General features: G+C 70.7%; 21 protein-coding genes. 9 read left to right on the forward strand and 12 right to left on the reverse strand.

Translation table 11 applies throughout. The features are described from left to right. Nucleotides 1-30: 30 nt before the first annotated feature. Both ACQ5SO_RS00565 and ACQ5SO_RS00570 read left to right on the forward strand, forming a co-directional pair. Nucleotides 31-990, forward strand: coding sequence for an NAD(P)H-dependent flavin oxidoreductase (locus ACQ5SO_RS00565; RefSeq protein ID WP_430939610.1), 960 nt, complete (start codon nucleotides 31-33; stop codon nucleotides 988-990). Nucleotides 991-1414: 424 nt separating this feature from the next. Then, nucleotides 1415-2335, forward strand: a complete 921-nt coding sequence (locus ACQ5SO_RS00570) for a pyridoxal-phosphate dependent enzyme (protein WP_430939611.1) — start codon at nucleotides 1415-1417, stop codon at nucleotides 2333-2335. Between the two features lie 95 nt (nucleotides 2336-2430). Here the strand turns inward: ACQ5SO_RS00570 and ACQ5SO_RS00575 are convergent, their stop codons facing one another. The 3 genes from ACQ5SO_RS00575 to ACQ5SO_RS00585 all read right to left on the reverse strand — a co-directional run bounded on the left by ACQ5SO_RS00575 (nucleotide 2431) and on the right by ACQ5SO_RS00585 (nucleotide 5201). Next, nucleotides 2431-3411, reverse strand: coding sequence for a porin (locus ACQ5SO_RS00575; protein WP_430939612.1), 981 nt, complete (start codon nucleotides 3409-3411; stop codon nucleotides 2431-2433). 404 nt (nucleotides 3412-3815) lie between these two features. Continuing rightward, nucleotides 3816-4787, reverse strand: a complete 972-nt coding sequence (locus tag ACQ5SO_RS00580; RefSeq protein ID WP_430939613.1) for an MBL fold metallo-hydrolase — start codon at nucleotides 4785-4787, stop codon at nucleotides 3816-3818. Between the two features lie 195 nt (nucleotides 4788-4982). Further along, nucleotides 4983-5201: a hypothetical protein gene (locus ACQ5SO_RS00585; protein WP_430939614.1), complete on the reverse strand. Its 219-nt coding sequence runs from the start codon at nucleotides 5199-5201 to the stop codon at nucleotides 4983-4985. 330 nt (nucleotides 5202-5531) lie between these two features. Here ACQ5SO_RS00585 and ACQ5SO_RS00590 point away from each other — a divergent pair, with 330 nt between their 5' ends. The 5 genes from ACQ5SO_RS00590 to ACQ5SO_RS00610 all read left to right on the forward strand — a co-directional run bounded on the left by ACQ5SO_RS00590 (nucleotide 5532) and on the right by ACQ5SO_RS00610 (nucleotide 11569). Next, on the forward strand, nucleotides 5532-7238 hold the full coding sequence (locus tag ACQ5SO_RS00590; protein WP_430939615.1) for an ArnT family glycosyltransferase: 1707 nt from the start codon (nucleotides 5532-5534) through the stop codon (nucleotides 7236-7238). A gap of 243 nt (nucleotides 7239-7481) precedes the next feature. Continuing rightward, nucleotides 7482-8567 carry a polyamine ABC transporter substrate-binding protein gene (locus ACQ5SO_RS00595; RefSeq protein WP_430939616.1) on the forward strand — a complete coding sequence of 362 codons (1086 nt, stop codon included), beginning with the start codon at nucleotides 7482-7484 and terminating at the stop codon, nucleotides 8565-8567. Between the two features lie 7 nt (nucleotides 8568-8574). Continuing rightward, nucleotides 8575-9786, forward strand: coding sequence for an ABC transporter ATP-binding protein (locus ACQ5SO_RS00600; protein WP_430939617.1), 1212 nt, complete (start codon nucleotides 8575-8577; stop codon nucleotides 9784-9786). A 143-nt stretch (nucleotides 9787-9929) separates the two neighbouring features. After that, nucleotides 9930-10781: an ABC transporter permease subunit gene (locus tag ACQ5SO_RS00605; RefSeq protein ID WP_430939724.1), complete on the forward strand. Its 852-nt coding sequence runs from the start codon at nucleotides 9930-9932 to the stop codon at nucleotides 10779-10781. After that, nucleotides 10778-11569 (forward strand): ABC transporter permease subunit, encoded by a 792-nt coding sequence (locus ACQ5SO_RS00610; RefSeq protein WP_430939618.1) that lies wholly within the window; start codon nucleotides 10778-10780, stop codon nucleotides 11567-11569. The genes ACQ5SO_RS00605 and ACQ5SO_RS00610 overlap by 4 nt, the downstream gene beginning before the upstream one ends. A 36-nt stretch (nucleotides 11570-11605) precedes the next feature. Here ACQ5SO_RS00610 and ACQ5SO_RS00615 read toward each other — a convergent pair whose 3' ends face one another. The 7 genes from ACQ5SO_RS00615 to ccrA all read right to left on the reverse strand — a co-directional run bounded on the left by ACQ5SO_RS00615 (nucleotide 11606) and on the right by ccrA (nucleotide 18518). After that, nucleotides 11606-12154 carry a hypothetical protein gene (locus ACQ5SO_RS00615; protein WP_430939619.1) on the reverse strand — a complete coding sequence of 183 codons (549 nt, stop codon included), beginning with the start codon at nucleotides 12152-12154 and terminating at the stop codon, nucleotides 11606-11608. 57 nt (nucleotides 12155-12211) lie between these two features. Further along, a complete protein-coding gene (locus ACQ5SO_RS00620) occupies nucleotides 12212-13153 on the reverse strand; it encodes a hypothetical protein (protein ID WP_430939620.1) in 942 nt (313 codons plus the stop codon). Further along, the gene (locus ACQ5SO_RS00625; protein ID WP_430939621.1) at nucleotides 13150-14730 is read right to left on the reverse strand and encodes an AAA family ATPase; all 1581 of its coding nucleotides are present in this window, start codon (nucleotides 14728-14730) and stop codon (nucleotides 13150-13152) included. The genes ACQ5SO_RS00620 and ACQ5SO_RS00625 overlap by 4 nt, the downstream gene beginning before the upstream one ends. Nucleotides 14731-14903: 173 nt before the next feature. Next, the gene (locus tag ACQ5SO_RS00630) at nucleotides 14904-15530 is read right to left on the reverse strand and encodes an acyl-homoserine-lactone synthase (protein WP_430939622.1); all 627 of its coding nucleotides are present in this window, start codon (nucleotides 15528-15530) and stop codon (nucleotides 14904-14906) included. A 109-nt stretch (nucleotides 15531-15639) separates the two neighbouring features. Next, nucleotides 15640-16368 carry a helix-turn-helix transcriptional regulator gene (locus tag ACQ5SO_RS00635; protein ID WP_430939623.1) on the reverse strand — a complete coding sequence of 243 codons (729 nt, stop codon included), beginning with the start codon at nucleotides 16366-16368 and terminating at the stop codon, nucleotides 15640-15642. Between the two features lie 217 nt (nucleotides 16369-16585). Continuing rightward, nucleotides 16586-16834, reverse strand: a complete 249-nt coding sequence (locus ACQ5SO_RS00640; protein ID WP_430939624.1) for a hypothetical protein — start codon at nucleotides 16832-16834, stop codon at nucleotides 16586-16588. Between the two features lie 388 nt (nucleotides 16835-17222). Beyond that, nucleotides 17223-18518, reverse strand: a complete 1296-nt coding sequence (gene ccrA, locus ACQ5SO_RS00645; protein ID WP_430939625.1) for a crotonyl-CoA carboxylase/reductase — start codon at nucleotides 18516-18518, stop codon at nucleotides 17223-17225. A gap of 520 nt (nucleotides 18519-19038) precedes the next feature. Here ccrA and ACQ5SO_RS00650 point away from each other — a divergent pair. Continuing rightward, nucleotides 19039-21024 (forward strand): methylmalonyl-CoA mutase family protein, encoded by a 1986-nt coding sequence (locus tag ACQ5SO_RS00650; RefSeq protein ID WP_430939626.1) that lies wholly within the window; start codon nucleotides 19039-19041, stop codon nucleotides 21022-21024. A gap of 100 nt (nucleotides 21025-21124) precedes the next feature. Here ACQ5SO_RS00650 and ACQ5SO_RS00655 read toward each other — a convergent pair whose 3' ends face one another. Further along, nucleotides 21125-21913, reverse strand: coding sequence for a hypothetical protein (locus ACQ5SO_RS00655; protein ID WP_430939627.1), 789 nt, complete (start codon nucleotides 21911-21913; stop codon nucleotides 21125-21127). A gap of 39 nt (nucleotides 21914-21952) precedes the next feature. Continuing rightward, nucleotides 21953-23140 carry an MFS transporter gene (locus tag ACQ5SO_RS00660; RefSeq protein WP_430939628.1) on the reverse strand — a complete coding sequence of 396 codons (1188 nt, stop codon included), beginning with the start codon at nucleotides 23138-23140 and terminating at the stop codon, nucleotides 21953-21955. 221 nt (nucleotides 23141-23361) lie between these two features. On the opposite strand from ACQ5SO_RS00660, the gene ACQ5SO_RS00665 reads away from it, so the two are divergent. After that, entirely contained in the window at nucleotides 23362-24744 is a 1383-nt protein-coding gene (locus tag ACQ5SO_RS00665; RefSeq protein ID WP_430939629.1) for an aminotransferase, read from the forward strand. The last annotated feature ends 41 nt before the right edge of the window (nucleotides 24745-24785 follow it).

Here is a 24785-nt window from a genome sequence, read left to right on the forward strand (position 1 = left end):
CCTAAAGCAATGTTTCAGGGAGAACGCTCGATGGCTCTGCCCAAGATCCTCGCCGACATGTCGCTGCCCGTGGTGGGCTCGCCGCTGTTCATCATCTCGAACCCCGATCTCGTGATCGCGCAGTGCAAGGCGGGGGTGGTCGGCAGCTTCCCGGCGCTGAACGCGCGCCCCGAGGCGCAGCTGCACGAGTGGCTGGAGAAGATCACCACCGAGCTCGACGCCTACAACCAGGCGAACCCGGACAATCCGGCGGCGCCCTTCGCGGTGAACCAGATCGTGCACCGGTCGAACAACCGGCTGATGCACGACGTGGAAGCCTGCGTGAAGTACAAGGTGCCGGTGGTGATCACCTCGCTCGGCGCGCAGAAAGAGGTCAACGACGCCATCCATTCCTATGGCGGCATCGTTCTGCACGACGTGATCAACAACAAGTTCGCCAAGAAGGCGATCGAGAAGGGCGCGGACGGCCTGATCGCCGTGGCCTGGGGCGCGGGCGGCCATGCCGGCCAGCTGTCGCCCTTCGCGCTGGTCAACGAGATTCGCGAGTGGTTCGACGGGCCGCTGCTGCTGTCGGGCTCGATTTCGCATGGCGGCGCGGTGCTGGCGGCGCAGGCGATGGGGGCGGACATGGCCTATATCGGCTCGCCCTTCATCGCGACGGACGAGGCGCGGGCGACGGATCAGTACAAGCAGTCGATCGTCGACAGCGGGGCCGAGGACATCGTGTACTCGAACCTCTTCACCGGCGTGCATGGCAACTACCTGCGCTCCTCGATCGAGGCGGCGGGGCTGGACCCGGACAACCTGCCGGAATCGGATCCGTCGAAGATGAACTTCGCCTCGGGCGGGAACCAGGACGCGAAGGCGTGGAAGGACATCTGGGGCTGCGGCCAGGGCATCGACACGGTGAAGTCGGTGGTTCCGGCGGCGGAGCTGGTGGGCCGTCTGCGCAGCGAGTACGAGGCGGCCAAGGCGCGCCTGTGCCCGTGAGGGATGGGCCCGCGAGGGATGGGCCCGTGAGTGATGGGCCAGTGATGCGCCGCGCGGCCTGAGCGCCGCCTGGCGGGAGATGCACCGCCCCCGCGCCGGATGACGGCGCGGGGGCGGTTTGCGTTCGGGGGAGCGCGCGTGCGGGGGCCGTGCGCGCATCGCGGCGGGGGAGGCGCGCGGGTCGGCGGCTGCGCTGCGCTTGCCGGCCGCCCGCCCGCCCGGCCCTTCCGGGCCTCTCCCCGCCTCGCGCCCCGCCGCCCCCGATGCGCGTCGTCCCGGGCCGGGCGCAGCGGCGCGATGCGCCGCTTCCGGGCGCGAACGGGGGGCTTGTCCCCCCCTGAGCGGACGGACCCTCCCCCGGCTGGCTTCTGCGCGCGCGCTTCGCGGGCTAGGCTGCGCGCCGATCCGCCGACAGGAGCCGCCGATGACAGGGTTCGCCCCCCCGACCGCGCCCGACGCCGCCGCGTCCCTCGACCGCCTGCGCGGGATTGCGGGCGGCACGCCCCTGCGCCCCTGGCCGCGCCTGTCGGAGCGGCTGGGCCGCGAGGTGCGGGTGAAGCGCGAGGACCTGGCCCCCGGCGGCGCGATGTTCCGCGGGGCGGCGAACGCCGCGCTCTGCGCCTCGCCGGGGGCGCAGAGCCAGGACCTGGTCTGCGCCTCGGCCGGGCCCTTCGCGGAGGCGGTCGCGGCGATGGCGGCGCGGCTGCAGGTGCGGGCCGTGCTGGTGCTGCCCGAGGGCGCGCCCGCCCCGGACGCGCCGGGCGCCGGGATCCGCCGCCACGGCGCGACGCTGGCCGCGGCGCGGGAGGAGGCGGCGCGGCTGGCGCGGGTCGAGGGGCTGCGGCTGCTCGACCCGGCCTCTCCGGCCGCCATCGCGGGGAGCGCGGGGGCGGCGCTGGAATGCCTCGGGGAATGGCCGGAGCTGTCGGGAATCGTCGCGCCCGCCTGTTCCGGCGCGCTCTGCGCGGGGCTGGCGCTGGGGCTGCGCGGGGCTGGCTCGGCCGCGCTGCTGACCGCGGCGGCGCTGCAGGCGGGGCCGTCGCTGCGCGCGACGCTGACCGCCGCGGCGCCGGACGCAACCCCGCCGGGCGCGGATGCGCCCTGGCCGCTGCGCGCCGCGGTGACGCCCGAGGCGCCGGCGGCCTTCATGCTGCTCTCGGCCGGGATGAACGCCTTCACCGACCTCTCGGGCGCGGAGCTGGCGGCGGCCGAGGTTTTCCTGGCCGAACCCGATCCCGACGCGCCCGCCCCGGGCAAGGGCACGGCGCTCGCCCTCGCCGCGCTCATGTTCCGGGAGGAGAGGCTGTTCGGCCCGCGCCCGGTGCTGCTCGCCTCGGGCGGCTGAGGGGGGGGCGGGGCGAAGGCGACGGGGGCGCAAGGGAAAACCGGCGGCGGGGCATCCCCCGCCGCCGGTTCGAATGTCGTCGCTGACGCGCCGGATCAGAAGTTCAGGCTGACCCAGGTGGCGGCGATCATGGCGTCGTCGTTGTCGTCCGAGGCGTGCGCGGCGCCGGCCGAGAACGAGACGCCCGGGGCCACGGCGTAGGACGCCCAGCCGGCGAAGGTGTCGACATCGGCCGCGCCGGCCGCCTCGGAGTGGCCGAAGCCGCCCGCGAAGGTCCAGGGGCCGGTCTCGTAGGCCAGGCCCAGGTTCCAGTCGTTGGTCTCGTCGAAGTTCTCTTCCCAGTAGGCCGCCAGGGTGATGCCCGAGCCGGAGATCGTGCCGCCGACGTTCCAGCTTTCCATGTCGCCCGTGGGGGTGTCGACATCCTCGTAGCCCGCGCCCAGGGCGAGGGAGATGCCGGCGCCGGTGAACTCGTACTCGTAGACGAGGCCGACCGAGAACACGTTCTCGCCGTCGGCGAAGACGGCGGTGTTGGTGTCGTTGGGGCCGTCGGAGTCGACGGAGGGCAGGTAGGAGACGCCCGCCGAGAAGCCGGCGAAGGACGGGGTGTAGTAGTGGATGCCGACCTGGTCGCCCGAGCCGTCGATGCCGCCGGTCAGGCCCTGGTTGGCGTCGTCGTCATAGTAGCCGACCTTGTCGCCCGGGGCGTAGAGCACGCCGACCGCGAGCTCGGTCTTGGCGGTGTCGTTGCCGCCGATCATCACGGCGCCGAACGGGCCGGAGACGCGGACCCAGTTCTCGTCGATCTGGTCGTCGGTGTCGGTGAAGGCCTCGAGCTCGACGCGGCCGTCGAAGGTCAGGCCGTTGTCGGACACGCCGCGGAAGGTGAAGTGGATTTCACCGTCGCGGATCACCGAGAAGTCGCCGTCGGTGGTGGCGGTGTCGACCCAGGCGACGCCGCCGAACATGAAGCCGCTGACCTGGGCGGTGAGCGGTTCGGCGGCCTGCGCGGCGCCGGCGCCGAGGGCGATGGCGAGCGCGAGGGGGGACGCGGCCAGAAGGGAGGTGCGGTTCATTCGTCTTGCTCCATGGGAGGGAACTGGAGTGTTCACGCGCAGGAGGGAGGTCCTGCGCAACGCCCCTTTTGTTTCCCGATTCCATGGCGGCCTCAATGCGCCGCGGCAAAGCTGAGTGAAACATTCAGGAAAATGTTGCGTCGCGGCATCAGTTGCCGGGGAAAGCGGGGTGCGCGACTGCAAGCGCCCTTTTTCACGCGCTTCGACGAAGGCGTGCGAGGAAGGTCGGGCGGTAACCTTTACGTTGCGAGCGCAAGGGGTTCGCAGGTTCTCCGGGCGATTCGGCCCGGAGGGGGCGGCGGCGCGCCGGGGCGCGGCGCCGTTCGTCTTGAAGGGTTATCTAGGCGCTGCACCGCGGCATGCAAGGGAAGGCCGGTATGCCCCCCCTGCAAGTCGCGCGCTTGTTACTCGCTCCAGCGCCACAGGGCGGGGAGGAAGCGGAACTTCCCGCCGTCGCGCACCACGTGGCCGACGCCGGGGAAGGGGAAGTGATAGCCGACCACCACCATCTCCTCGTCCGCCGCGCGGTTGAGGAGCGCGAGGCGGCTCTGCACCGCCAGCTCGCGGTCGGTGTCGAAGCCGAAATGCCACTCGGGATGCTCGAAGCTGACATAGCCGTGGTTCAGCGCGTCGCCCGTGACCAGCATCTTGCGGCCCGCGCTTTCGACGATGACCGACATGTGGCCCATGGTGTGGCCGGGGGTGTCGATCATCTGCACGCCGGGCGAGATCTCGGCCTCGTTCGCGGTCATCTGCAGCAGGTCGAGATCGCCGAGCGGCCCGAGCGTGTTCTGCGCCCCGGCGACGAAGCCGTGCATCTCCTCGGGCAGGCGCGACAGCAGGGTGTCGTCCATCCACCAGCCATGCTCGGCCGCGCCGATATGGTGCGCGGTGTCGGGGATCAGCGGCTCGTCGAAATCGTCGAAGGCGCCCCAGACATGGTCCGGGTGGGCATGGGTCAGCGCCACGTCCGAGATGTCGCCGGGGCCGAAGCCCGCCGCTTCCATGTTCGCCAGCAGCCTGCCGGCCGAGGCCTGGAACTTCACGCCCGATCCGACATCCACGAGGGTGACCTTGTCGCCCATGCGCACGATGACGTGGTTGGTATGGGCGTAGTTGATGTCGGTCGGCAGGCGGTGGGCGCGCAGGAAGGCCTCGACCTCGGCCGGGTCGGCGTTGACCCCGAGGGTGGAGGCGGGGGTGACCAGGTTGCCGTCCGAGCAGATGGTGATCTCGGCGTCCCCGAGGGTGAAGCGGAACCAGCCGTCATTCTGCGCGGCGGCCGCGGCGGCGGCGCGGAACGGGGTCGGCAGCGCCAGGGCCGGGGCCATGGCGGCGAGCCGCAGAAGGTCGCGGCGGGTCGGGGCGAAGGTCATCTCTCGGTCCTCCCATGAACGTCGGGACGCAACGATAGCGGGAGAAAACCCGGAAAAGAAATGTCCTTTTCGAGAGGGGGCGCGCGCCGGAACCGGCCGCGACTCCTGGGACGGGGGCGCCGGAAGATGTCCCCTCCCCGGCGCCCCCGCCGCGCGCGGGAAGGCTTCCCCTCCGACCCGCGCGCCCGCGCCGCGTCAGTCGCGCAGCACGTCGTCCTTCAGCCGCCCCACGGCGTACCAGATGGCGACCGCCGTCAGCCCCGCCGCGGCGGTCAGCAGGAGTTCCATCGACGAGGCGCCGGTGACCAGCCCCTCGACGCAGCGGATGGCGAGGTAGACCGCCGCCGCCACGCCCCCCCACCGCATCGTGTGGTAGGCGCCGTGGATGAAGAGGTGGTTCAGCCCGTATTCCATGCCGCGTCTCCTGCGCCCGGGGCCCGCTTCTGCTCCCGCTTCTGCGGTCCCGGCTCCCCCTTGCCGGGGTCATTATCCCAAATTGAACGCCTTGTTGTCCAGCGTTCATCTTGGGGGCGATTGCGCGGCGTGTGGTCCCGGTCGGCCCGCGCCGTTGCGCCGGGGCCGCCTTTGGGCGAGAACGCGGAGGAGCGCCGCCGCCGATGCGCGGCGCGCGCGGTCGGAACGGCGGAGCGGATGGTCATGGCAGGCGGCAGGCGACGGGCAGGGGACAACGGCGCGCAGACGGCATCGCCGCGGGAGCCCGAACTGCCGCTGGAGATGCCGGTGATGCGCGACCCGGACGATGCCGACGCGGTGATCGACGATCTGTTCGACGTCGACCCCAACGCCCCCGCGCCCCGCGCCGAGGGGAACGGTGCGGACGGGGAGGCCGGGCAGGGCGCCGCGGCCCCCGCCGCCCCGAAGAAGCGCAGGACCCCCGCCCGCAAGGGCGGCGGCAAGGGCCGGGCGAAGCTCCCCAAGCCCGACGATCCGAAATGGAGCCGCTGGGCGCTGCTGATCCTCCTCGCCGTCTGCGCGGCGCGGGTGGCGGTCAACGCGCTGCCGCTGATCCCGATCCATTTCGACGAGGCGCAGTACTGGGTCTACGGGACCAATTTCGACTTCGGCTATTTCTCCAAGCCGCCGCTCGCGGCCTGGATGATCCGGCTGTCGACCGAGATCTTCGGCGACACCGCCTTCGGGGTGCGGTTCTTCGCGCCCTTCTGCCACCTCGCCATCGGCGCGCTGATCCTGGCCATCGGCGCGCGGCTGTTCGACCGGCGCACCGGGTTCTGGGCGGCGATGTTCTACACCGCCGGGCCGGGGGTGGTGCTGTCCTCGATGCTGATGACCACCGACCCGCCGATGATGATCGGCTGGGCGATCGGCATCTACGCCTACCTGCGCGCGATCGAGCCGGTGCGGATCGGGCGGCGCAAGCCGCAGCCGGCGCCGCTGCGCCCGCTGTGGTGGGCGCTGGCGGGGCTGGGGATCGGCCTTGGCATGATGGCGAAATACACCGCGGGCGTCGCGCTGATCGGGATCCTCGGCCACCTGCGCTTCTCGGCCGAGCCGGGCCCCGAGCGGGCCCGGGCGGGCGTCGCGCTGATGGCGCTGACCACGGTGCTGGCGCTGTCGCCGAACCTGGTCTGGAACGCGATGAACGGGTTCGTGACGGTCGCGCATCTCGGCGACAACGCCGATTTCGGCGGCGGCGGCGGGGCCTCGTTGCGCCCCGAGAAGCTGGCCGAGTTCATCGGCGCCCAGTTCGGGGTGATCGGCCCGGCGGCGGCGGCGGCGATCTTCGCGGGGCTGGGGCTGATGGCGTGGAAACGGGCCTGGCGCTCGGCGCCGGGGATGGCCTTCCTCGGCTGGTTCACCGCGCCGCTGCTGCTGGCCATCGCCATCCAGGCGCTGCGCGAAGGGGCCAACCCCAACTGGGCCGCGCCCGCCTTCGTGTCGGGCTCGGTCCTCGCCGCCCACGTGCTCTCGGCCGACCGCTGGCGCTGGGCGCGGCTGGTGCAGGTCTGGGCCGGGGCGGTCTCGGCCGTGTTCCTCGTCGTCATGGCGGTGCTCTACGGCGTCGCGGGCCAGGACCTGCCGCGGACCTTCGACCCCTACAAGAAGATGCGCGGCGGGGCGGAGCTGTGCGAGATCGCCCTCGGCGCGCTCGAGACCGAGGGCGCGGACGCGCTGCTGATGGACAACCGCCGGCGCCTCTCGGACTGCATGTACATGGGCGATCTGCGGCTCGGCGACGTCGCCTTCCTCGACATGGACGGGCGCATCGACAACCACTACGACCTGACGGTGAAGCTGAAGCCCGGGGATGAGCGGGTGTTCGTCTACATCACCCAGAGCGCGGAGCTGGGCGAGGCGGTCGCGGCCGATTTCGACGACGCGCTGATGGTGGGCGAGGGCGAGATCGCGACCCATGGCGACTCGGTCTTCCCCTGGGTGATGTGGCGGCTCGAGGGCTACCGGGGCGAGTGACGGCGGCCCGGGCCCGGGGCCGATCCCGGGGGCGGGCCGGGGCCCAAAGGGTCCCGGCGCGCTCGCGCCGTGGAAACGCCGGGTAAACTATGCGGCGCCCGCGAAATCGCGCTTGTCGGCGCGATTTTCCTCTGACTAAGGTTTTCCTGAACGGCGGCGCGGGCCGAGTCCCCGCCGCCGGACCGACCCCATGCCGGGGGGACGAAGACGCCCCCCGGGTCCGACAGGAAGGACGACCCCCCAATGAGCACCCGCGCCACTTTCGCCGCGCTCGCCGCCCTCGCCGCCGCCACCCCCGCGGCCGCCGAGGAGTTGCACATCTTCAACTGGTCCGACTACATCGCCGAGGACACGATCGCCAAGTTCAAGGCGGCGACCGGCATCGACGTGACCTATGACGTGTTCGATTCCAACGAGGTGCTGGAGACCAAGCTGATGGCCGGCGCCTCGGGCTATGACGTCGTCGTGCCCACCGCCGACTTCCTCACCCGCCAGATCGCCGCGGGCGTGTTCCAGAAGCTCGACAAGTCCCAGCTGCCCAACCTCGCCAACATGAACCCGGTGGTGATGGAGCGCGCGGCCGCGTTCGACGAGAACAACGACCACGCCATCGTCTACATGTGGGGCACCACCGGCATCGGCTACAACGTGGCCAAGGTGACCGAAGCGCTGGGCGAGGACGCGCCGACGAACAGCTGGTCGCTGGTCTTCGATCCGGCCAATGCCGAGAAGCTGGCGGGCTGCGGGATCTCCCTGCTCGACGCGCCGACCGAGATCCTGGCCGCGGCGATGAACTATCTCGGGCTCGACCCGCGCTCCACCGAGAAGGCGGATATCGAGGCGGGCGCCGAGCTGCTCAAGACCATCCAGCCCCACGTGCGCTACTTCCATTCGTCCCAGTACATCAACGACCTGGCGAATGGCGACATCTGCGTCTCGGTCGGCTGGTCGGGCGATGTGTTCCAGGCCCAGGCCCGCGCGGCCGAGGCGGAGAACGGCGTCGACATCGCCTACGTGATCCCCAACGAGGGCGCGCTGATGTGGTTCGACATGATGGCGATCCCCGCCGATGCGAAGAACCCCGAGGCGGCGCTGAAGTTCATCAACTTCATCATGGACGAGCAGATCGCCGCCGACATCACCAACTACGTCTGGTACGCGAACGCCAACAAGGCCTCGACCCCGCTGATCGACGCCGAGGTCACCTCCAACCCCGGCATCTACCCGTCGGACGAGGTGCTGAACCGGCTCTGGACCGCCAAGGTGTATGACGCGCGCACCTCGCGCACCATCAACCGCGCCTGGACCGCCGTGAAGACCGGCCGCTGATCCACGCATGACCCAAGCGTCCGACCCCGCGGCGGCCGCCGCGCCCGCCGCGCCCGCCGCGGTCGCCGCCGCCCCTCGCCCGGCCCCCGCGCCGGGCGAGGGCGCCCGCGAATTCATCCGCATCTCGCGCCTCGTGAAGACCTTCGACGGCCACCGCGCCGTGGACGACGTGTCCCTGTCGGTGCGCGAGGGCGAGATCTTCTGCCTGCTCGGCGGCTCCGGGTCCGGCAAGTCCACCCTGCTGCGGATGCTGGCGGGGTTCGAGACGCAGGATTCGGGAACCATCGAGATCGACGGCCAGGACATGGCCGGGGTCGCGCCCTGGGCGCGGCCGGTGAACATGATGTTCCAGTCCTACGCCCTGTTCCCGCACATGAGCGTCGAGAAGAACGTCGCCTATGGCCTGAAGCAGGAGGGGGTCCCGAAGGCAGAGCGGGCCGCGCGCACCGCCGCGATGCTCGACCTCGTGAAGCTGTCGCAATACGCAGGCCGCCGCCCCGCCCAGCTGTCGGGCGGCCAGCGCCAGCGCGTGGCGCTTGCGCGCGCGCTGATCAAGAACCCCAAGGCGCTCCTGCTGGACGAGCCGCTCTCCGCGCTCGACAAGAAGCTGCGCGAGGAGACCCAGTTCGAGCTGATGGACATCCAGGAGCGGCTGGGGACCACCTTCATCGTCGTCACCCATGACCAGGAAGAGGCGATGACCCTCGCCGACCGGATCGGGGTGATGGACCAGGGCCGCCTGGTGCAGGTGGACCGCCCGCGGGACATCTACGAGTACCCGCGCAACCGCTTCATCGCCAATTTCATCGGCGCCGCGAACATGATCGAGGGCGAGGTGGTCGAGGACGAGGCGGACCACGTGAAGCTGTCCTCCGCCATGCTGGGGGACGAGGTGTTCATCCATCACGGCCTCTCGTGCCAGATGGGCCAGACCATGTGGGTCGCCGTGCGCCCCGAGAAGCTGCGCATCACCCGCCGCCACCCGTCCGAGCATCCCGACGCGGTCGGGGCCGGGCCCCTGGGGGGCATGGCGAAGGCGGTGGTCGAGGATGTCGCCTACATGGGCGGGCTGACGCGGTTCCGCGCGCGGCTGCCCTCCGGCGCCACCGTTTCGGCCACCCGCGCCAATCTCGACCGCCGCGACGCCGACGCCCTGACCTGGGAGGACGAGGTCTATGTCTGGTGGCCCGCCGAGGCGGGCGTGGCGCTGACGTCATGAGCGGCGCAGGCGATCCCGCCCCCTCTTCGGCCCCGACCCCCGCCCCGGCCCCCGCCCCCGCGCCCTTCGACCGCGACGCCGCGCTGGCCGAGCGGCTGGGCCGCGCGCGGCGCTGGTTCTCGGGCTGGCTCGGGCGGCGGGGCATGGCCGTGGTCTCGGGCCTGCCGATGGCCTGGCTCGGCCTCTTCTTCCTCGCGCCCTTCCTGGTGGTGCTGCGGGTGTCGCTGTCCGAACCCGCCATCGCCCGCCCGCCCTATACCGAGATCTGGGAGTGGGCGGACGGGATGCTCACCCTCACGCTCAACTTCTACAACTACATCTTCCTGACCGAGGACGCCCTCTACGTCGATGCGTACCTGAACTCGATCTGGACCGCGGCGACCTCGACGCTGACCTGCCTCGTGGTCGCCTACCCGATGGCGCTGTTCATCGCCCGCGCAAGGCCGGAGCGCCGCCCGCTGCTGCTGATGCTCGTGGTGCTGCCGTTCTGGACCAGCTTCCTTCTGCGCATGTACGCGCTGATCGGGCTGATGGCGCCGACGGGGTTCATCAACGGCTTCCTCGGCTGGTTCGGGATCGAGCCGATCACCATGCTGCAGACCCAGTTCGCGGTGCAGGCGGGGATCGTCACCGGCTACCTGCCGCTGATGGTGCTGCCGCTGTATTCCACGCTGGAGAAGCAGGACCCGGCGCTGCTCGAGGCCGCGCATGACCTCGGCGCGACGCCGCTGCGCGCGTTCCTGAGCGTGACGCTGCCGATCTCGTTGCCGGGGATCCTGGCCGGGAGCCTTCTGGTCTTCATCCCCGCCGTGGGCGAGTTCGTGATCCCCGCGCTGCTGGGCGGCCCGGACCAGCTGATGATCGGCAAGGTGCTGTGGACCGAGTTCTTCAACAACCGCGACTGGCCGGTCGCCTCGGCGGTGGCGGTGGCGATGCTGGCGCTGCTGGTCGCGCCGATCATGCTGATGCGCAACGCGCTGGGGGTGAAGGGATGAAACGCGGCTGGACGCTTCCGGCGCTGGCGGCGGTGGGGTTCGCCCTGCTGTACCTGCCCATCGTGGTGATGGTGATCTACTCGTTCAACGCCTCCAAGCTGGCCTCGGTCTGGGGCGGCTGGTCGGTGCAATGGTATGGCGAGCTGCTGCGCAACGAGCAGATCCTGGAGGCGGCCTTCGTGTCGCTCCAGGTCGCCACCTTCTCGGCCACCATCGGCACGGTGTTCGGCACGCTGATCGGCTATGCGATGTCCCGCTTCGGGCGGTTCCGCGGGCGGCTGCTGCTGGCCGGGATGGCCACCGCGCCGATCGTGATGCCCGAGGTGGTGACGGGGCTGTCGCTGCTGCTTCTCTTCATCTCGATGGAGAGCATCCTGGGCTGGCCGGCGGAACGGGGCGTGCTGACGGTGGTGATCGCGCATTCGACCTTCTGCATGGCCTTCGTGGCCGTCGTCATCCAGGCGCGGCTGTCGGACATGGACCGCTCGGTCGAGGAAGCGGCGATGGATCTCGGCGCCCGCCAGCCCTTCGTGTTCTTCGACGTCACGCTCCCGGCGCTGATGCCGGCGCTGGTCTCGGGCTGGCTGCTGGCCTTCACCCTGTCGCTGGACGACCTGGTGATCGCGAGCTTCGTGTCCGGCCCGGGGGCGAGCACGCTGCCGATGGTGGTGTTCTCGAAGGTGCGGCTCGGCGTGACGCCCGAGATCAACGCGCTGGCGACGATCATGATCGGCTGCGTCGGCATCGCGGTCGGCTTCGCCACCTGGGCGATGACGCGCAAGCGTTGAGCGGGGCGGGGCGGGGCGCGTCGGCGTCCCGCCCCGTCAGGCCCGGCGCCGCGCGCCGAGGCCGAGCGCCCCGAGCGCGCCCGCCAGCAGCAGCGCCGCGGCGGGCGCGGGGGTGTCGACGGGTTCGGCCGCCCGGTCGACCGAGCCGGTCACCAGCGCCGTGCCCGGCCCCCATCCCGTCCCCACCGCGACGATGAAGAACCCCCATTCCGCGCCCGCGCTCACCGCGAAGCTGCGGTTGAAGACCTGCACGTCGTCGGCCCACTCGCTGGACAGCTGGTTGAAGTTTCCGTCGATGATGTAGCCGAACGGGTCATAGACCGGCCCGCCGCTGTCCAGCGTCTCGTAGCGCGCGTGGAAGCTCACCACCTGGTCCACCTGGGCGATGCGGGTCACGAACAGGTAGGCCTCGCTCGGCCCGGTGTCGGCCCCGGTCATGTCGAGGGTGAATTCCAGCGGCGCGGGTTCGGACATCACCGCCGTGCTGTCGCCGTCGCTGCGCGCGATGGTGAAGGTGATGGCGGACGCGGGGGTGGCGACAAGAATTCCGCTGAAGATCGCGGCGGTATATTCAAAGAACTTCATGATTTCACCGAATAACTATTTGAGTCGATGTGAAACCATACCGTGTTCCTGGGTGAATTACGACGCCGCCCCGCCGTTGAACCGCAGGAGCCGCGCCAGCCCCTTGCCCTCGATCGCCGCCACGTCGGCGTCGAAGCGGGCCCGCAGGCGGGCCTTCTGGTCGGCGCTGAACGGGTCCCAGCGCGGCTCCCCGGCCTCGACCGAGGCTCGGAAGCGCTCGCCCGTCTGCACCTTGCGGCCATAGAGGTCGAGGTCCTTCGGCAGGGCTTCCGCCCAGGCCACGGCCTCGGCCGAGGGGGTGCGGGTGCCGAACGGGTTCTCGGGTTCCGGCAGGCGGGGCAGGGGGGCGCCGCAGATCGCCTCGCGGATCGCGTGGGAATTGGCGCGGTAATCGTCGTGCCGCCAGATGCTCAGCGTCGCCCGCGGCAGGGTGAGCCGGATCAGCCGCACCAGCGGCAGCCAGCTTGGCGGGCGGGCGAGGGCGCGGGCGGCCACGGCCTCGAAACTCTCGGGCCAGGGGCGCAGGCGCAGGCGCTGGGCATAGGCCGCGGGGAGCATCTCGTCGAAGCTGCGGATGGCGAGGAAGAGGTGCGTTTCCCCGCCACCCTGCGCGGCGATGCGCGAGAGGGCGCGGACCGGGCGCAGGAAGAACGGCGCGGTCCAGTAGGGCGGGCGGCGCAGCGGCCACTGGCTGGTGCCGATCAGGTTCTCCTCGGTCAGCACCAGGCGGCCCGGGCCGCGGCGGGCGGGGGCGAGGGCGCCAAGACAGGCCGCCCCCAGCGCCCGTCCCATGCGCCGTCCCCCGGGCTTTCGCGGGTCCATCAGCGGCCCGACCGCGCGGCGCAGGTCGCGCTGCGGGATCGCGTCGATCCCCTGCGCCAGCAAGGCGTCCCGCGCGTCGTAAAGCGTCATCTGCAAGTGGGTGCTGGCGGTCTTGTGCGCCCCGAGATGCACGCGCAGCTCCGAGAGGGGGGCCAGGGGGGAGAGGGGGGCGTTCACGCCTCCGGCTCCTCCGCCGTGAGCGAGAACGGCGCGGGCGCGACCGCCTTCAGGTCCTCGATGCTCAGGGGCGCGCCGGGCTTCTTCATCGAATAGCGGGTGACCCAGACGAGCCGCTCCTCGGCCCGGGTGACGGCGACATAGGCGAGGCGCTTCCACAGCGGCAGGCCGGCCTCTTCCCGGTTCATGCGGGCGGCGGCGTAGAGGTCGGGGGCGAAGACCTGCACCGTGGGCCACTGGCTGCCCTGCGCCTTGTGGATCGTCGCCGCGGCGCCGTGCAGGAAGGCGGCGCCCATGCGGGCGGCCGAGGGGATGAAGGGCTCGTCCTGGTCGGGGCGCTCGATCTGGATGATGGCGGCGGCGTTGACCTGCGGCTCGGGCGCGCCCATCACGTGCAGCTTGGCGAAGCCCGGCTTGCGGCCCGGCCCCAGGTAGACGCATTGCGCGCCTTTCACGAGGCCGCGGGCCTCGAGGTCGATGCGCTTGCGCCGGTGCTTGAGGGGCAGCTCGATCCCGTCGCAGATCAGCGGCTCGCCGGGCAGGAGCGCATCCTCGGGGGCGCCGTTCACCCGCCGGAACGCGTCGATCAGGCGTTTGCGGGTGGCGTTGCGCCAGACCAGCATGGGCGAGCGGGCCATGAGGGCGCTGTCCGCGGGCGCGCCATACACCACGCGGTCGTCGCGCGCCGCCGCCGCGCGCACCATGTCCTCGAACCGCTCGAAATGCAGGTCCGGGTCGGCCAGCGCGTGGGCGAGGTCGAGGATCGGGTTGTCCGCCGCCTGCCGGTGGACGCGGGAGAGGCGCTTGACCGCGGGGGCGGGCAGCTTGTCGAACACCATCGCGCCGGACTGGCCCACGGGGGCCAGCTGCGCCGGGTCGCCGAACAGGATGGCGAGGCCGAAGATGCGGCGGATGTCCTCGAGCTGCTTGTCGTCGAGCATGGAGGACTCGTCCACCAGCGCGATGTCCAGCTCATCCTCGCGCCGCGCCCAGCCGGTGATGAAGTCCGACCCGCGCAGGCCGAGGATCGCCAGCGCGCCGGGGATCGAGCCATGGATCTTGAACGCGTCCATCGCGCGGTCGAGATCCTCGGGCGTGATCTGCTCCATCTCGGGCTTGTCGCCCTCGCCCGACAGCCATTCGGCGATCTTCTCGTATTCGGGGTCGTAGACGGGGGAGTAGAGGATCCGGTGCAGCGTGGTCGCCGGAACGCCCCGGTTGCGCAGCACCGAGGCCGCCTTGTTGGTCGGCGCCAGCACCGCGAAGGTGCGGCGGCCCTTCTTGGAGCGTCCTTCCCAGTCATGGGAGATCGCCTCGGCCCCGGCGGCCTTCAGCGCGTTGACGATTTCCACCAGCAGCAGCGTCTTGCCCGAGCCCGCCTTGCCGAGCACCGCCATCACCTCGGCGTTCTCGGGGCGGGCGCCGGCGTCCTCGGCCGTCTCGGCGGCGAGGTCGATCCCGTGCGCGCCGAGCCGCGCGGCCACGGCCGAAAACGCCGCCTGCTGGTCCTCGGACAGGGCGAGCGGCGCGGCGGCTTGGGCCGAGGGGACGGCGGCGTCGGGGAATAGATCGGTCATCGGCGCTCCGGTCAGGCCGGCGCGGGCCGGTCCGTTCCCGGTTTAGCCCGAGGCGCGCCGGGATGCGAGCGCGGGATGGCGCCGAGCAAGGGGTCGGCGCGGGGCGCAGGGGCAGGGGGTGCGATGTCGGGGCGGCGACGGGGTGCGCCGCCGCCCCTCCCCCACGCCCGGGGTCAGGCCGCGATCGCGGCCATCCCGGGCAGCCCGGTCATCGCCGGAACCTCGTCCAGGCGGTCGATGATGTTCTGGCGGGCGGCCTCGGAGACCTCCCACAGCCCGAGGCAGAGCTTGTTGCGCCCTTCCCCGTCCTCGCCGATCACCTCGGGCGCCCAGCCGGTCTGCCGGTAGATCCGGCGCATCGGCGCATCGAACACGGCGAGGTAATGCGAGAGGCCGTAACGCAACGCGACCTCGCAGCCGGCAAGCATCAACGCGGTGGAGATCTGCTTCGCCGCCGCCAGCCCGCCCGACAGGCGGGGCGAGGCGCAGAAGCGGGTGCTCTCCCAGATCAGCGGCGAAGAAATCTCGACGCCGTCCGACAGGAAGGTGAAGTGTTCGCCGTACATGTTGCGCCCGGTGGTGGGCATCAGGCGGCCCGAGCCGCCATGCGTGCCGTCGGGCAGCTCGTAGATGCAGTAGAGCGGGTTCAGGACGTCGTACTGGTCTTTCTCGTGACCCTGCTCGTCCAGGGTCAGGTCCCAGGCGAGCCGATCATGGAACTGCCCGGCCCGGTCGCGATACATGCTGTTCGCGAGAACGGGGTGATTGGGCAGGTCGTCGGCATAGATGAAACGGATCATGTGACGCACTCCGGTCGTGGGGGTGCGCCAATATTGTGATTACTTGGATAATTTTATGTAAATTCAGGGGTTTAACCCTGTTTGTTGAGGGTTGTTAACCCTTTGTTGGTCAGACCTTAATCGCTCCGGTCTTCATGGCCAGCGCGACGGCGTGGAAAGTATTGAGGGCGCCCAGCTTGTGGCGGGCGCTGTCGATGTAAACGCGAAGTGTACTTTCGGAAATGCCGAGCGCATCCGCGATCTGGGCGCGCCGACGGCCCGCCGAGATCATGGTTAATACATCGCGCTCGCGGGGCGAGAGCTTCTGCGTCGGCCCCGCGGCCGCCTCCGCGCCCGTCGTCTCCATCACCTGTCGGTGGATATAGTGGGACAGGAGGAGAACATCCTGGCTGATTTCGGGAATCAGCGTCGCCCACTCCGAATCGGTGCAGGCCTTCGAAATGGTAAACATCGCGAGCTGCCCCTGGGGGCCGTGAATCGGCACGGTAAGCCCGTGATTCCCCACCCGATATTCATGCGCCTCGGCCAGGAAGCGGCGAATCGGGCGCCCGGTCCAGTCCAGCGTGCGCCATTCGACCGGGGCGAAGCCGTGCCCGGCGGCCTGCACCACGGGGTCGAGCTCGCGGTAGTTCACCTCCTCGTAGCGCTGGTGCCACTCGGGGGCGTAGGTCATCGCGCCGAACTCCTCGCCCGCGCGGTCGCCGCCGAGGGACAGCGCGTAGTAGATGGCGTTGTCCACGTCGTAGAGGCCCCGGAGCCGATCGAGCAGACCGGCCAGCGCGACCGGGTCCGCCTCCTCGGGCAGGGCCTCGACGATTTGTTGAATCCGGTCCGTCATCCGTCGCCGCTCCGTCTTCGGCGCGTCGGCCCCTTGCGTCACGGGGCGGCCTCCGTCCGGCGGCTTGCCCTGCATACAGGCGCGACGTCGCGTTCCCCCACGCGTCCCGCCTGTCAGGGTAGATGATGGATGACTAGAAACAACCTAAAATTGATTTTGTCCTGTTAACTCTCCTTTCACGTTGTTTTACGGGGGGCTGCGGGCCGCGCGGGGCGGCTCAGCAGACCGGGGCGAAGCCGCGCTCGTCCTCGTCGCCCTTCTCGCGCGTGTGGCGGCGCGCCAGGGCGGCCTCGACGCCGGGGGCGGGGCGGGCGGGGGCGTCGCCGGCGGGGTCGGCCGAGCAGATCAGTTCGCCCGCCGCGACGACGATGGCGTCGTCGAGCTGTTCGGCCAGGGCGATGTAGTTGTTGCGCAGCGCGTACTGCCGCAGGTCCGCGAGAACGTCGATGATCCAGTCGTTCGCCATGTCGCCGGTCCTTTCCGTCTTTGCGTCAAACTCTGATCAAACTGTGCCCAAGACAGGGTAACGGCGCCATTCGCGAAAAACTCCTCCCCAGAAATGGCGAGGGGGGGCGCCGCAAGGGTTTGAAACTTGGAGGTCGGGCGCGGCGGCCCCGGCGCCGGGCGGGGCGGGGGCGGGCCGGGCGATGATTCGCCGGGGGCCCGCCCGGGCGGCCGGGGCGCCCCCCCCCGGAACGCGAAAACGCGCCGGGGGTCGCCCCCCGGCGCGTCCGCGCTTCCTCCCTGGTCCGTCCGGCGGCGATCAGCGTCTCCCTGCGCCTGCGCCGGGCCTCGGACGGCCTCCGCTTTCGGGCGGGGACCGGCGGCCCCCGGTCCCCGCGCCCGCGCGCGGCTCAGTCGCGGGCGCCGACCTCGACCGCGTCCTCGAGGGTCCGCAGGCCGGTGGTGGCAGCGCCCACGAGCACGGCCATGTTGCCCGGTTTGTGCTCGTTACGCAGCATTTTCATGTGCGCCTCGGGGATGTCGCGCCACGGGAACACCTCGGACATGCACGGATCGAGGCGGCGCTCGATCATCAGCCGGTTGGCCGAGGCGGCCTGCTTGAGGTTCGCGAAGTGCGAGCCCTGGAGGCGCTTCTGGTGCATCCACATGTAGCGGACGTCGAAGGTGCAGTTGAAGCCCGAGGTGCCGGCGCAGATGACGACCATGCCGCCCTTCTTCACCACGAGGGTGGAGACGGGGAAGGTGGCCTCGCCCGGGTGCTCGAACACCATGTCGACGTTCACGCCCTTGCCGGTGATGTCCCAGATCGCCTTGCCGAACTTGCGCGCTTCCTTCAGCCACTCGTTGTACTCGGGCGTGTTGACCGTGGGCAGCTGGCCCCAGCACTTGAAGTCCTTGCGGTTGATCACGCCCTTGGCGCCCTGCGCCATGACGAAGTCGCGCTTGGATTCGTCCGAGATCACGCCGATGGCGTTGGCGCCGACGGTGTTCGCCAGCTGGATGGCGTAGGAGCCGAGGCCGCCCGAGGCGCCCCAGACCAGCACGTTCTGGCCGGGCTTGAGCTCATGCGGGTGGTGGCCGAACAGCATCCGGTAGGCGGTGGCGAGGGTCAGCGTGTAGCACGCGCTCTCTTCCCAGGTCAGGTGGCGCGGGCGCGGCATCAGCTGCTGAGCCTGCACGTTGGTGAACTGGGCGAACGACCCGTCCGGCGTCTCGTAGCCCCAGATGCGCTGGCTGGGCGAGAACATCGGGTCGCCGCCGTTGCACTCCTCGTCGTCGCCGTCGTCCTGGTTGCAGTGGATCACGACCTCGTCGCCCACCTTCCAGTTCTTCACCTTGTCGCCCACGGCCCACACGATGCCCGAGGCGTCGGAGCCGGCGATGTGGAACGGCGCGCCATGCACGTCGAACGGCGAGATCGGCTTGCCCAGGCCCGCCCAGACGCCGTTATAGTTCACGCCCGCAGCCATCACGAAGACGAGGACCTCGTGGCTGTCCAGGGTCGGGACGTCCACCACTTCCTCGAGCATCGCGGTGTTCGGCTCGCCATGCCGCTCGCGGCGGATGGCCCAGGCGTACATCTGCTTCGGGACGTGGCCGAGGGGCGGGATCTCGCCGACCTCGTAAAGGTCCTTCACCGGAGCGTCGTACTCGGCGACGGGGGTTTTTTCGTCGAGCGGCGCCATGGGGCGTCTCCTTGTCTGTCGGTGCGGCGCGTGCGGCGGAAGGCCGGGACGGGCGCGCAATGATCTTTCGTTTTCGGATCGCTGGGATGAATGACATTGCCGAAGGGGTGTTGCAAGCCCCTTTGTGCGCCGCAGCGCCCGCCTTTGGCGCCAAGGGGGCGCGGCGCCCCCGGGGAAGGGCCCGGCCGGCGGCGCCGCGGCGCGGCGAAACCGGGGTTTTCGAGTGCTGTGAAACTCGCAAACCGCTGTGCGGTATGTGTTTCGAGGCCATCGCCGCCGCGTCCCGCGCCCGCCGGCCCGGTTCGAATCGCCTCCGGGCGCGGCGTGCTGCGCCGCCGAAGGGGGGCCTGCGGCGCCGGTCCCATCGACCGGAAGCCGCGCGCATGTCACTCTTGCCTGACCCTTTTCGGTCATGCCGCAGCGCGGCGAATTGACGGGATGCAATCTTTCGCGTATCCCGCCATCGACGCAATATTCATGCGGGCGGCCCAGCCGCCCCCGCCATCAGGAGGCCCCCCAGGTGAGCACCCCGACCAGCGCCGCGCCCAAAGACCGTCCCTGGCTGTTCCGCACCTATGCGGGCCACTCCACCGCCGCCGCGTCCAACGCGCTCTACCGCTCGAACCTGTCGCGCGGGCAGACCGGCCTGTCGGTGGCGTTCGATCTGCCGACCCAGACCGGTTATGACAGCGACCATGCGCTGGCGCGGGGCGAGGTGGGCAAGGTCGGCGTCCCCGTCTCCCATATCGGCGACATGCGGGCGCTGTTCGACCAGATCCCGCTCGAGCAGATGAACACCTCGATGACGATCAACGCGACGGCGGCCTGGCTGCTGGCGCTCTACATCGCCACGGCCGAGGAGCAGGGGGCGGACACCTCCAAGCTCCAGGGCACGGTGCAGAACGACATCATCAAGGAATACCTCAGCCGCGGCACCTACGTGTTCCCGCCGCGCCCCTCGCTGCGGCTGATCGCGGACATCGCCGAATACACCTATCGTGAGGTTCCCAAGTGGAACCCGATGAACGTGTGCTCGTACCACCTGCAGGAAGCCGGCGCGACGCCGGAGCAGGAGCTGGCCTATGCGCTGGCCACCGGCATCGCGGTGCTGGACACGGTGAAGGAACAGGGCGCGGTCAGCGATGAGGACTTCCCCAAGGTCGTCGGCCGGATCTCGTTCTTCGTGAACGCGGGCATCCGCTTCGTGACCGAGATCTGCAAGATGCGCGCCTTCGTCGACCTGTGGGACGAGATCTGCCGCGAGCGTTACGGCGTCGAGGACGAGAAGTTCCGCCGCTTCCGCTACGGCGTGCAGGTGAACTCGCTGGGTCTGACCGAGCCGCAGCCCGAGAACAACGTCTACCGCATCCTGATCGAGATGCTGGCCGTGACCCTCTCGAAGAAGGCCCGCGCCCGCGCGGTGCAGCTTCCGGCCTGGAACGAGGCGCTCGGCCTGCCGCGCCCCTGGGACCAGCAGTGGTCGCTGCGCATGCAGCAGATCATGGCCTATGAGACGGACCTCCTGGAATACGGCGACCTCTTCGACGGCAACCCGGCGGTCGAGGGCAAGGTCGAGGCGCTGAAGGAAGGCGCCCGGGCCGAGCTGGCGCGGATCGACGACATGGGCGGCGCCGTCGCGGCCATCGACTACATGAAATCCAAGCTGGTCGAATCCAACACCGCGCGCCTCTCGGCCATCGAGCGGGGCGAGACCATCGTCGTCGGCGTCAACAAGTGGCAGGAGACGGAGCCCTCGCCGCTCACCGCCGGCGATGGCGGCATCATGGTGGTCGATCCGGCGGTCGAGCAGGCGCAGATCGACAGCCTCAAGGAATGGCGCGCCAGCCGGGACCAGGCCGCCGTCGACGCCGCGCTGGCCGCCCTCAAGGACGCCGCGCGGGGCGGGGACAACATCATGCCCCCCTCGATCGCCTGCGCGAAGGCGGGCGTCACCACCGGCGAATGGGGCGCGGCGATGCGCGAGGTGTTCGGCGAGTACCGGGCCCCGACCGGCGTCGGCAAGGCCGCGGCGACCGACGCCTCCGGCCTCGAGGAGGTCCGCGCCGAGGTCGAGGCCGCGACGTCCCAGATCGGCCGCCGCATCAAGTTCGTGGTCGGCAAGCCCGGCCTCGACGGCCATTCCAACGGCGCCGAGCAGATCGCCGTGCGCGCCCGCGATTGCGGCATGGAGGTGGTCTACGAGGGCATTCGCCTGACCCCGGCCCAGATCGTCAACGCGGCGCTCGAGGAATCGGCCCATGTCGTCGGCCTCTCGATCCTCTCCGGCTCTCACCTGCCGCTGGTGAAGGAGGTGATCGACCGGATGAAAGAGGCGGGCCTCGGCGACGTCCCCGTCGTCGCGGGCGGCATCATCCCCGAGAAGGACGCCGAGGAGCTGCGCGCCTATGGCGTCGCCCGGGTCTACACCCCGAAGGATTTCGAGCTGAACCGGATCATGTCCGACATCGTCACCCTGGTGTCCGAGGCGGACCGCGCGGCGGCCTGACCGGCCCTTGCGCCCGGCGGAAACACGAAGGGCCGGCCCCGTGCGGGGCCGGCCCTTTTCGTTCCCGCGTCCGCGCGTCGCCCGCGCGGCGCGGGGGCGCTTATTTCAGCGCCAGCCCCTCGAAGCTGTAGACCGACTTGTTGGCGGCGATGGACAGGCGCGACACCGTCTCGGCCGGGCCCTCGACCGGGCCGAAGGCGATCTCGATGGTCCCGACGCTCTGCGGCGCGATGTTCAGTGCGGTGGTGTAGCCGAACACCGGCTGCCCCGGCTGGCGCATCCGGATCGAGGAGAAGCTGTCCCCGCCCTCGATCCGCGCGGCGCTGCCCGACTGGCTGAAGCTGACCGCGGTCGAGGAGATCGCGTTGTTGCGCAGGTTCACCCGGCACACCACCAGCCCGTCGGCATCGGGCTTGGCGCAGTCGGGCTGCATCACGATCAGCAGGCGCTTCTGCACCGCCTCGCGGTCTTCCAGCGCCGAGATGGCGGCGGCGGCCAGCCCCTCGGAGCTGAGCAGCTCGCGCCGCCGCGCCTCGGCGTCCTCCGGGCTCTCGGGCGCGGCCTCCTCGGCGGCGCGGGCGGCCTCCTCCTCCTGGCGCTGGGCGGCGTTGACGGCGGCGATCAGCTCGGCGCGCGGGCCGCCCGCGCTGACCGCCTCCATCTCGAACCGCATCCGGGTCAGCGATTCCTCGAGGCGGTCGGTCTTCTGCTGCAGCTCGGAGATCTGGGTGTAGAGGCGGCGGATGTCGGTGTTGTCGACGCCCCCGCCGCCGCCCAGCAGGCCGCTGGCCACGGCGCCGCCGACGATGACCACGGACACGATGGTCGCGGTGACGGCCGAGCGGCGGATGGAGCGCGAGCGGCGTCCGCTTCCCGATGAAGATGCCATGGCTGTTTCCCCCCCGAGAGGTCGTCTTGTACGCGGCGCTCAGCCCTCGGTTCGGGCGTCGCGGCTGAACAGGTAGATCGCAAGCGCCCCCAGCAGGGCGAGAGCGTAATATCCGAACACGGCCTGGTAGGCGAGGGCGCCCGAGGACCATGTTGCATCCGCGAAGGAGTGTATCCGCGCGGTGACGATCTGGCCAAGCCCCACGCCCCCGATGGAGAAGAAATTCATCAGCGTCACGCCCCGCCCGGTCAGGTGCAGCGGCACGAAGCTACGCGCCTGCGCCATCAGCAGCGCATAGGTCGCGCCGCACAGCCCGATCAGCCCGAACAGCCAGGCCGCCGCCGCCTCGCCCGTCCCGCCGAGCGCCAGCGCCCCGGTGCAGCCCGCGGCGGCGAGGTTCAGGGTGAACACCACCCATTTCGTGGTCCCCAGCCGGTGCGCCAGCGGGCCGACCACGAAGTTCCCCGCCACCATCGCCAGCGCCATCCACAGCGTCACCGCGCCGATCCCCTCGGCGTCGAGCCCGTGCACGTCCTCGAAATACGGCCCCGCCCAGGACCCGCGCAGCCCGGCCGAGACCGCGTAGTTGAAGATGCCCAGCGGGATCAGCCACCACAGGATCCGAAGCTTCATCACCGCCACGAAGCCGCGCAGCGGGGAATCGCCCGCCTCGGCCGCCAGCGGCGGGTCCTTGACCATGGTCAGCACCAGCCCGCCGATGGCGACCCCGAGGCCCGCCAGCGCCAGCATCACCTCGCGCCAGCCGAACGCCTCGACCCCCCAGGCCAGCGGCGCGGCCCCCAGCACGTTGCCAAGGCTGCCGAAGCCGATCATCGCCCCCGACAGCGTCGCGAAGCGGGCGGGCGGATAGCGGCGCGCGAAGATCACCATCCCCGACATCAGCACCGGCGCGCAGCCGACCCCGATCAGCGCCATCGAGGCGATCAGCATCTCGGCGCTCTCGGCCATGGCGAACAGCGCGCCGCCGCCCCCGGCCCCCCCGATCATCAGCCAGCCCGCCACCCGGCGCGGCCCGATCCGGTCGAGGCCCATCCCCACGGGGATCTGCGCCACCGCGAAGGCCAGGAACCACGCCCCGGCGGCGTCCGACAGGGTGGCCGGGTCCACGCCCAGCTCCTCGCGCAGGGCGGGGGCGAGGACGGCGAGGAAGCTGCGGTAGAACTGGCTGACCAGGTAGGCGATGAAAAGCGCGGCGACGTCGATCATAAGGTGTCCTGACGAGTTTGCTCCCGTCTTGTCGGTGCAGGGCGGCCCGCCGTCAAGGCCCGTGCAGGTCCGCGCGAAAACGCGCCGAAACCCCGCCTCCCGTGCGCGCGCCCTTGCGAAATGCCGCGCGCGGCGCCACGCAAGGGGACCGCACCTGCCCGGACGCGGCCGCCGGTGCGGCCCGCCGGGGGGCGCCCGAGCTTCATTCCAGGAGACCGATCATGGCCGACGGCGCGCTGACCAACACCCAGACCCGCGACGTGGAGGCGCTGCTCCACCCCTATACCAACGCGGCCCAGCTGCGCCGCGACGGCGCGCATGTCATCTCCTCGGGCCGGGGCGTCTACGTCACCGACGAGGGCGGCAAGGAGTATATCGAGGGCATGGCGGGCCTGTGGTGCTGCGGCCTCGGCTTCGGCGACGCGGAGCTGGTCGAGGCCGCGAAGGCCCAGCTCGACACGCTGCCCTATTACCACCTCTTCGGCGGGCGCTCCCATGAACCCGCGATCGAGCTGGCCGAGCGGATCAAGGAGCTCGCCCCCGGCATGGCGCGGGTGTTCTACCAGTCCTCGGGTTCCGAGGCGAACGAGACCCAGGTGAAGCTCGCCTGGTACTACAACAACGCCCGCGGGATGCCGCAGAAGAAGAAGATCATCTCGCGCAAGAAGGGCTATCACGGGGTCACCATCGTCTCGGCCTCGATGACCGGGCTGCCGATCAACCACGGTGATTTCGACCTGCCGGTGGACCGCATCCTGCACACCTCCACGCCCCACCACTGGCGCGAGGCCATGCCCGGGGAGAGCGAGGCGGAGTTCGTCGCGCGGCTGAAGGCGGACCTCGAGGCGCTGATCGAGGCCGAGGGCGCCGACACCATCGCCGCCTTCATCGCCGAGCCGGTGATGGGCGCGGGCGGCGTGATCGTGCCCCCGAAGGGCTATTTCGAGGCGATCCGCCCGGTGCTCGAGGCCAACGACATCCTGATGATCTCGGACGAGGTGATCTGCGGCTTCGGGCGCACCGGCAACTGGTTCGGCGCCGACACGCTCAACATGAAGCCGACCTCCATGTCGATGGCCAAGCAGCTGACCGGGGGCTACGCGCCCCTCTCGGCCGTCGCCATCAACCAGGACATGGCCGACGTGATCGAGGCGAACACCGCGAAGATCGGCAATTTCGGCCACGGCTTCACCTATGGCGGCCACCCGATGGGCTGCGCCGTGGGCGTCGCCGCGCTCGACATCTACAAGAAGCGCCGGATCGTCGACCATGTCCGCGCCGTCGCCCCCGGCTTCCAGGAGAAGCTGCGGGCTTACGCCGATCACCCGCTGGTGGGCGAGGCGCGCGGCATCGGCCTGATGGGCGCGCTGGAACTGTCGCCCGACAAGACCGGCAAGGCGGTCTTCGCCCAGCCGGGCAAGGTCGGCGGACGGCTGGCGGCGGAGCTGGTGGCGCGGGGCGTGATCCTGCGGGCCATCGGCGACCAGCTGGCCTTCTGCCCGCCGATGATCATCTCGGAGGAGGAAATCGGCGCGCTGTTCGCCCCGCTCGAGGACGCGCTGGACGCGACCGAGGCCTGGGCGCGCGCCGAGGGGCATCTCTGACGCCCCCCCGCGGGGGTCCGGTCTCCGGGCCCCCGAAAAAA

Origin of the sequence: Rhodovulum sp. DZ06 (assembly GCF_050586345.1) — a bacterium.
GTDB lineage: Bacteria > Pseudomonadota > Alphaproteobacteria > Rhodobacterales > Rhodobacteraceae > JBOCEF01.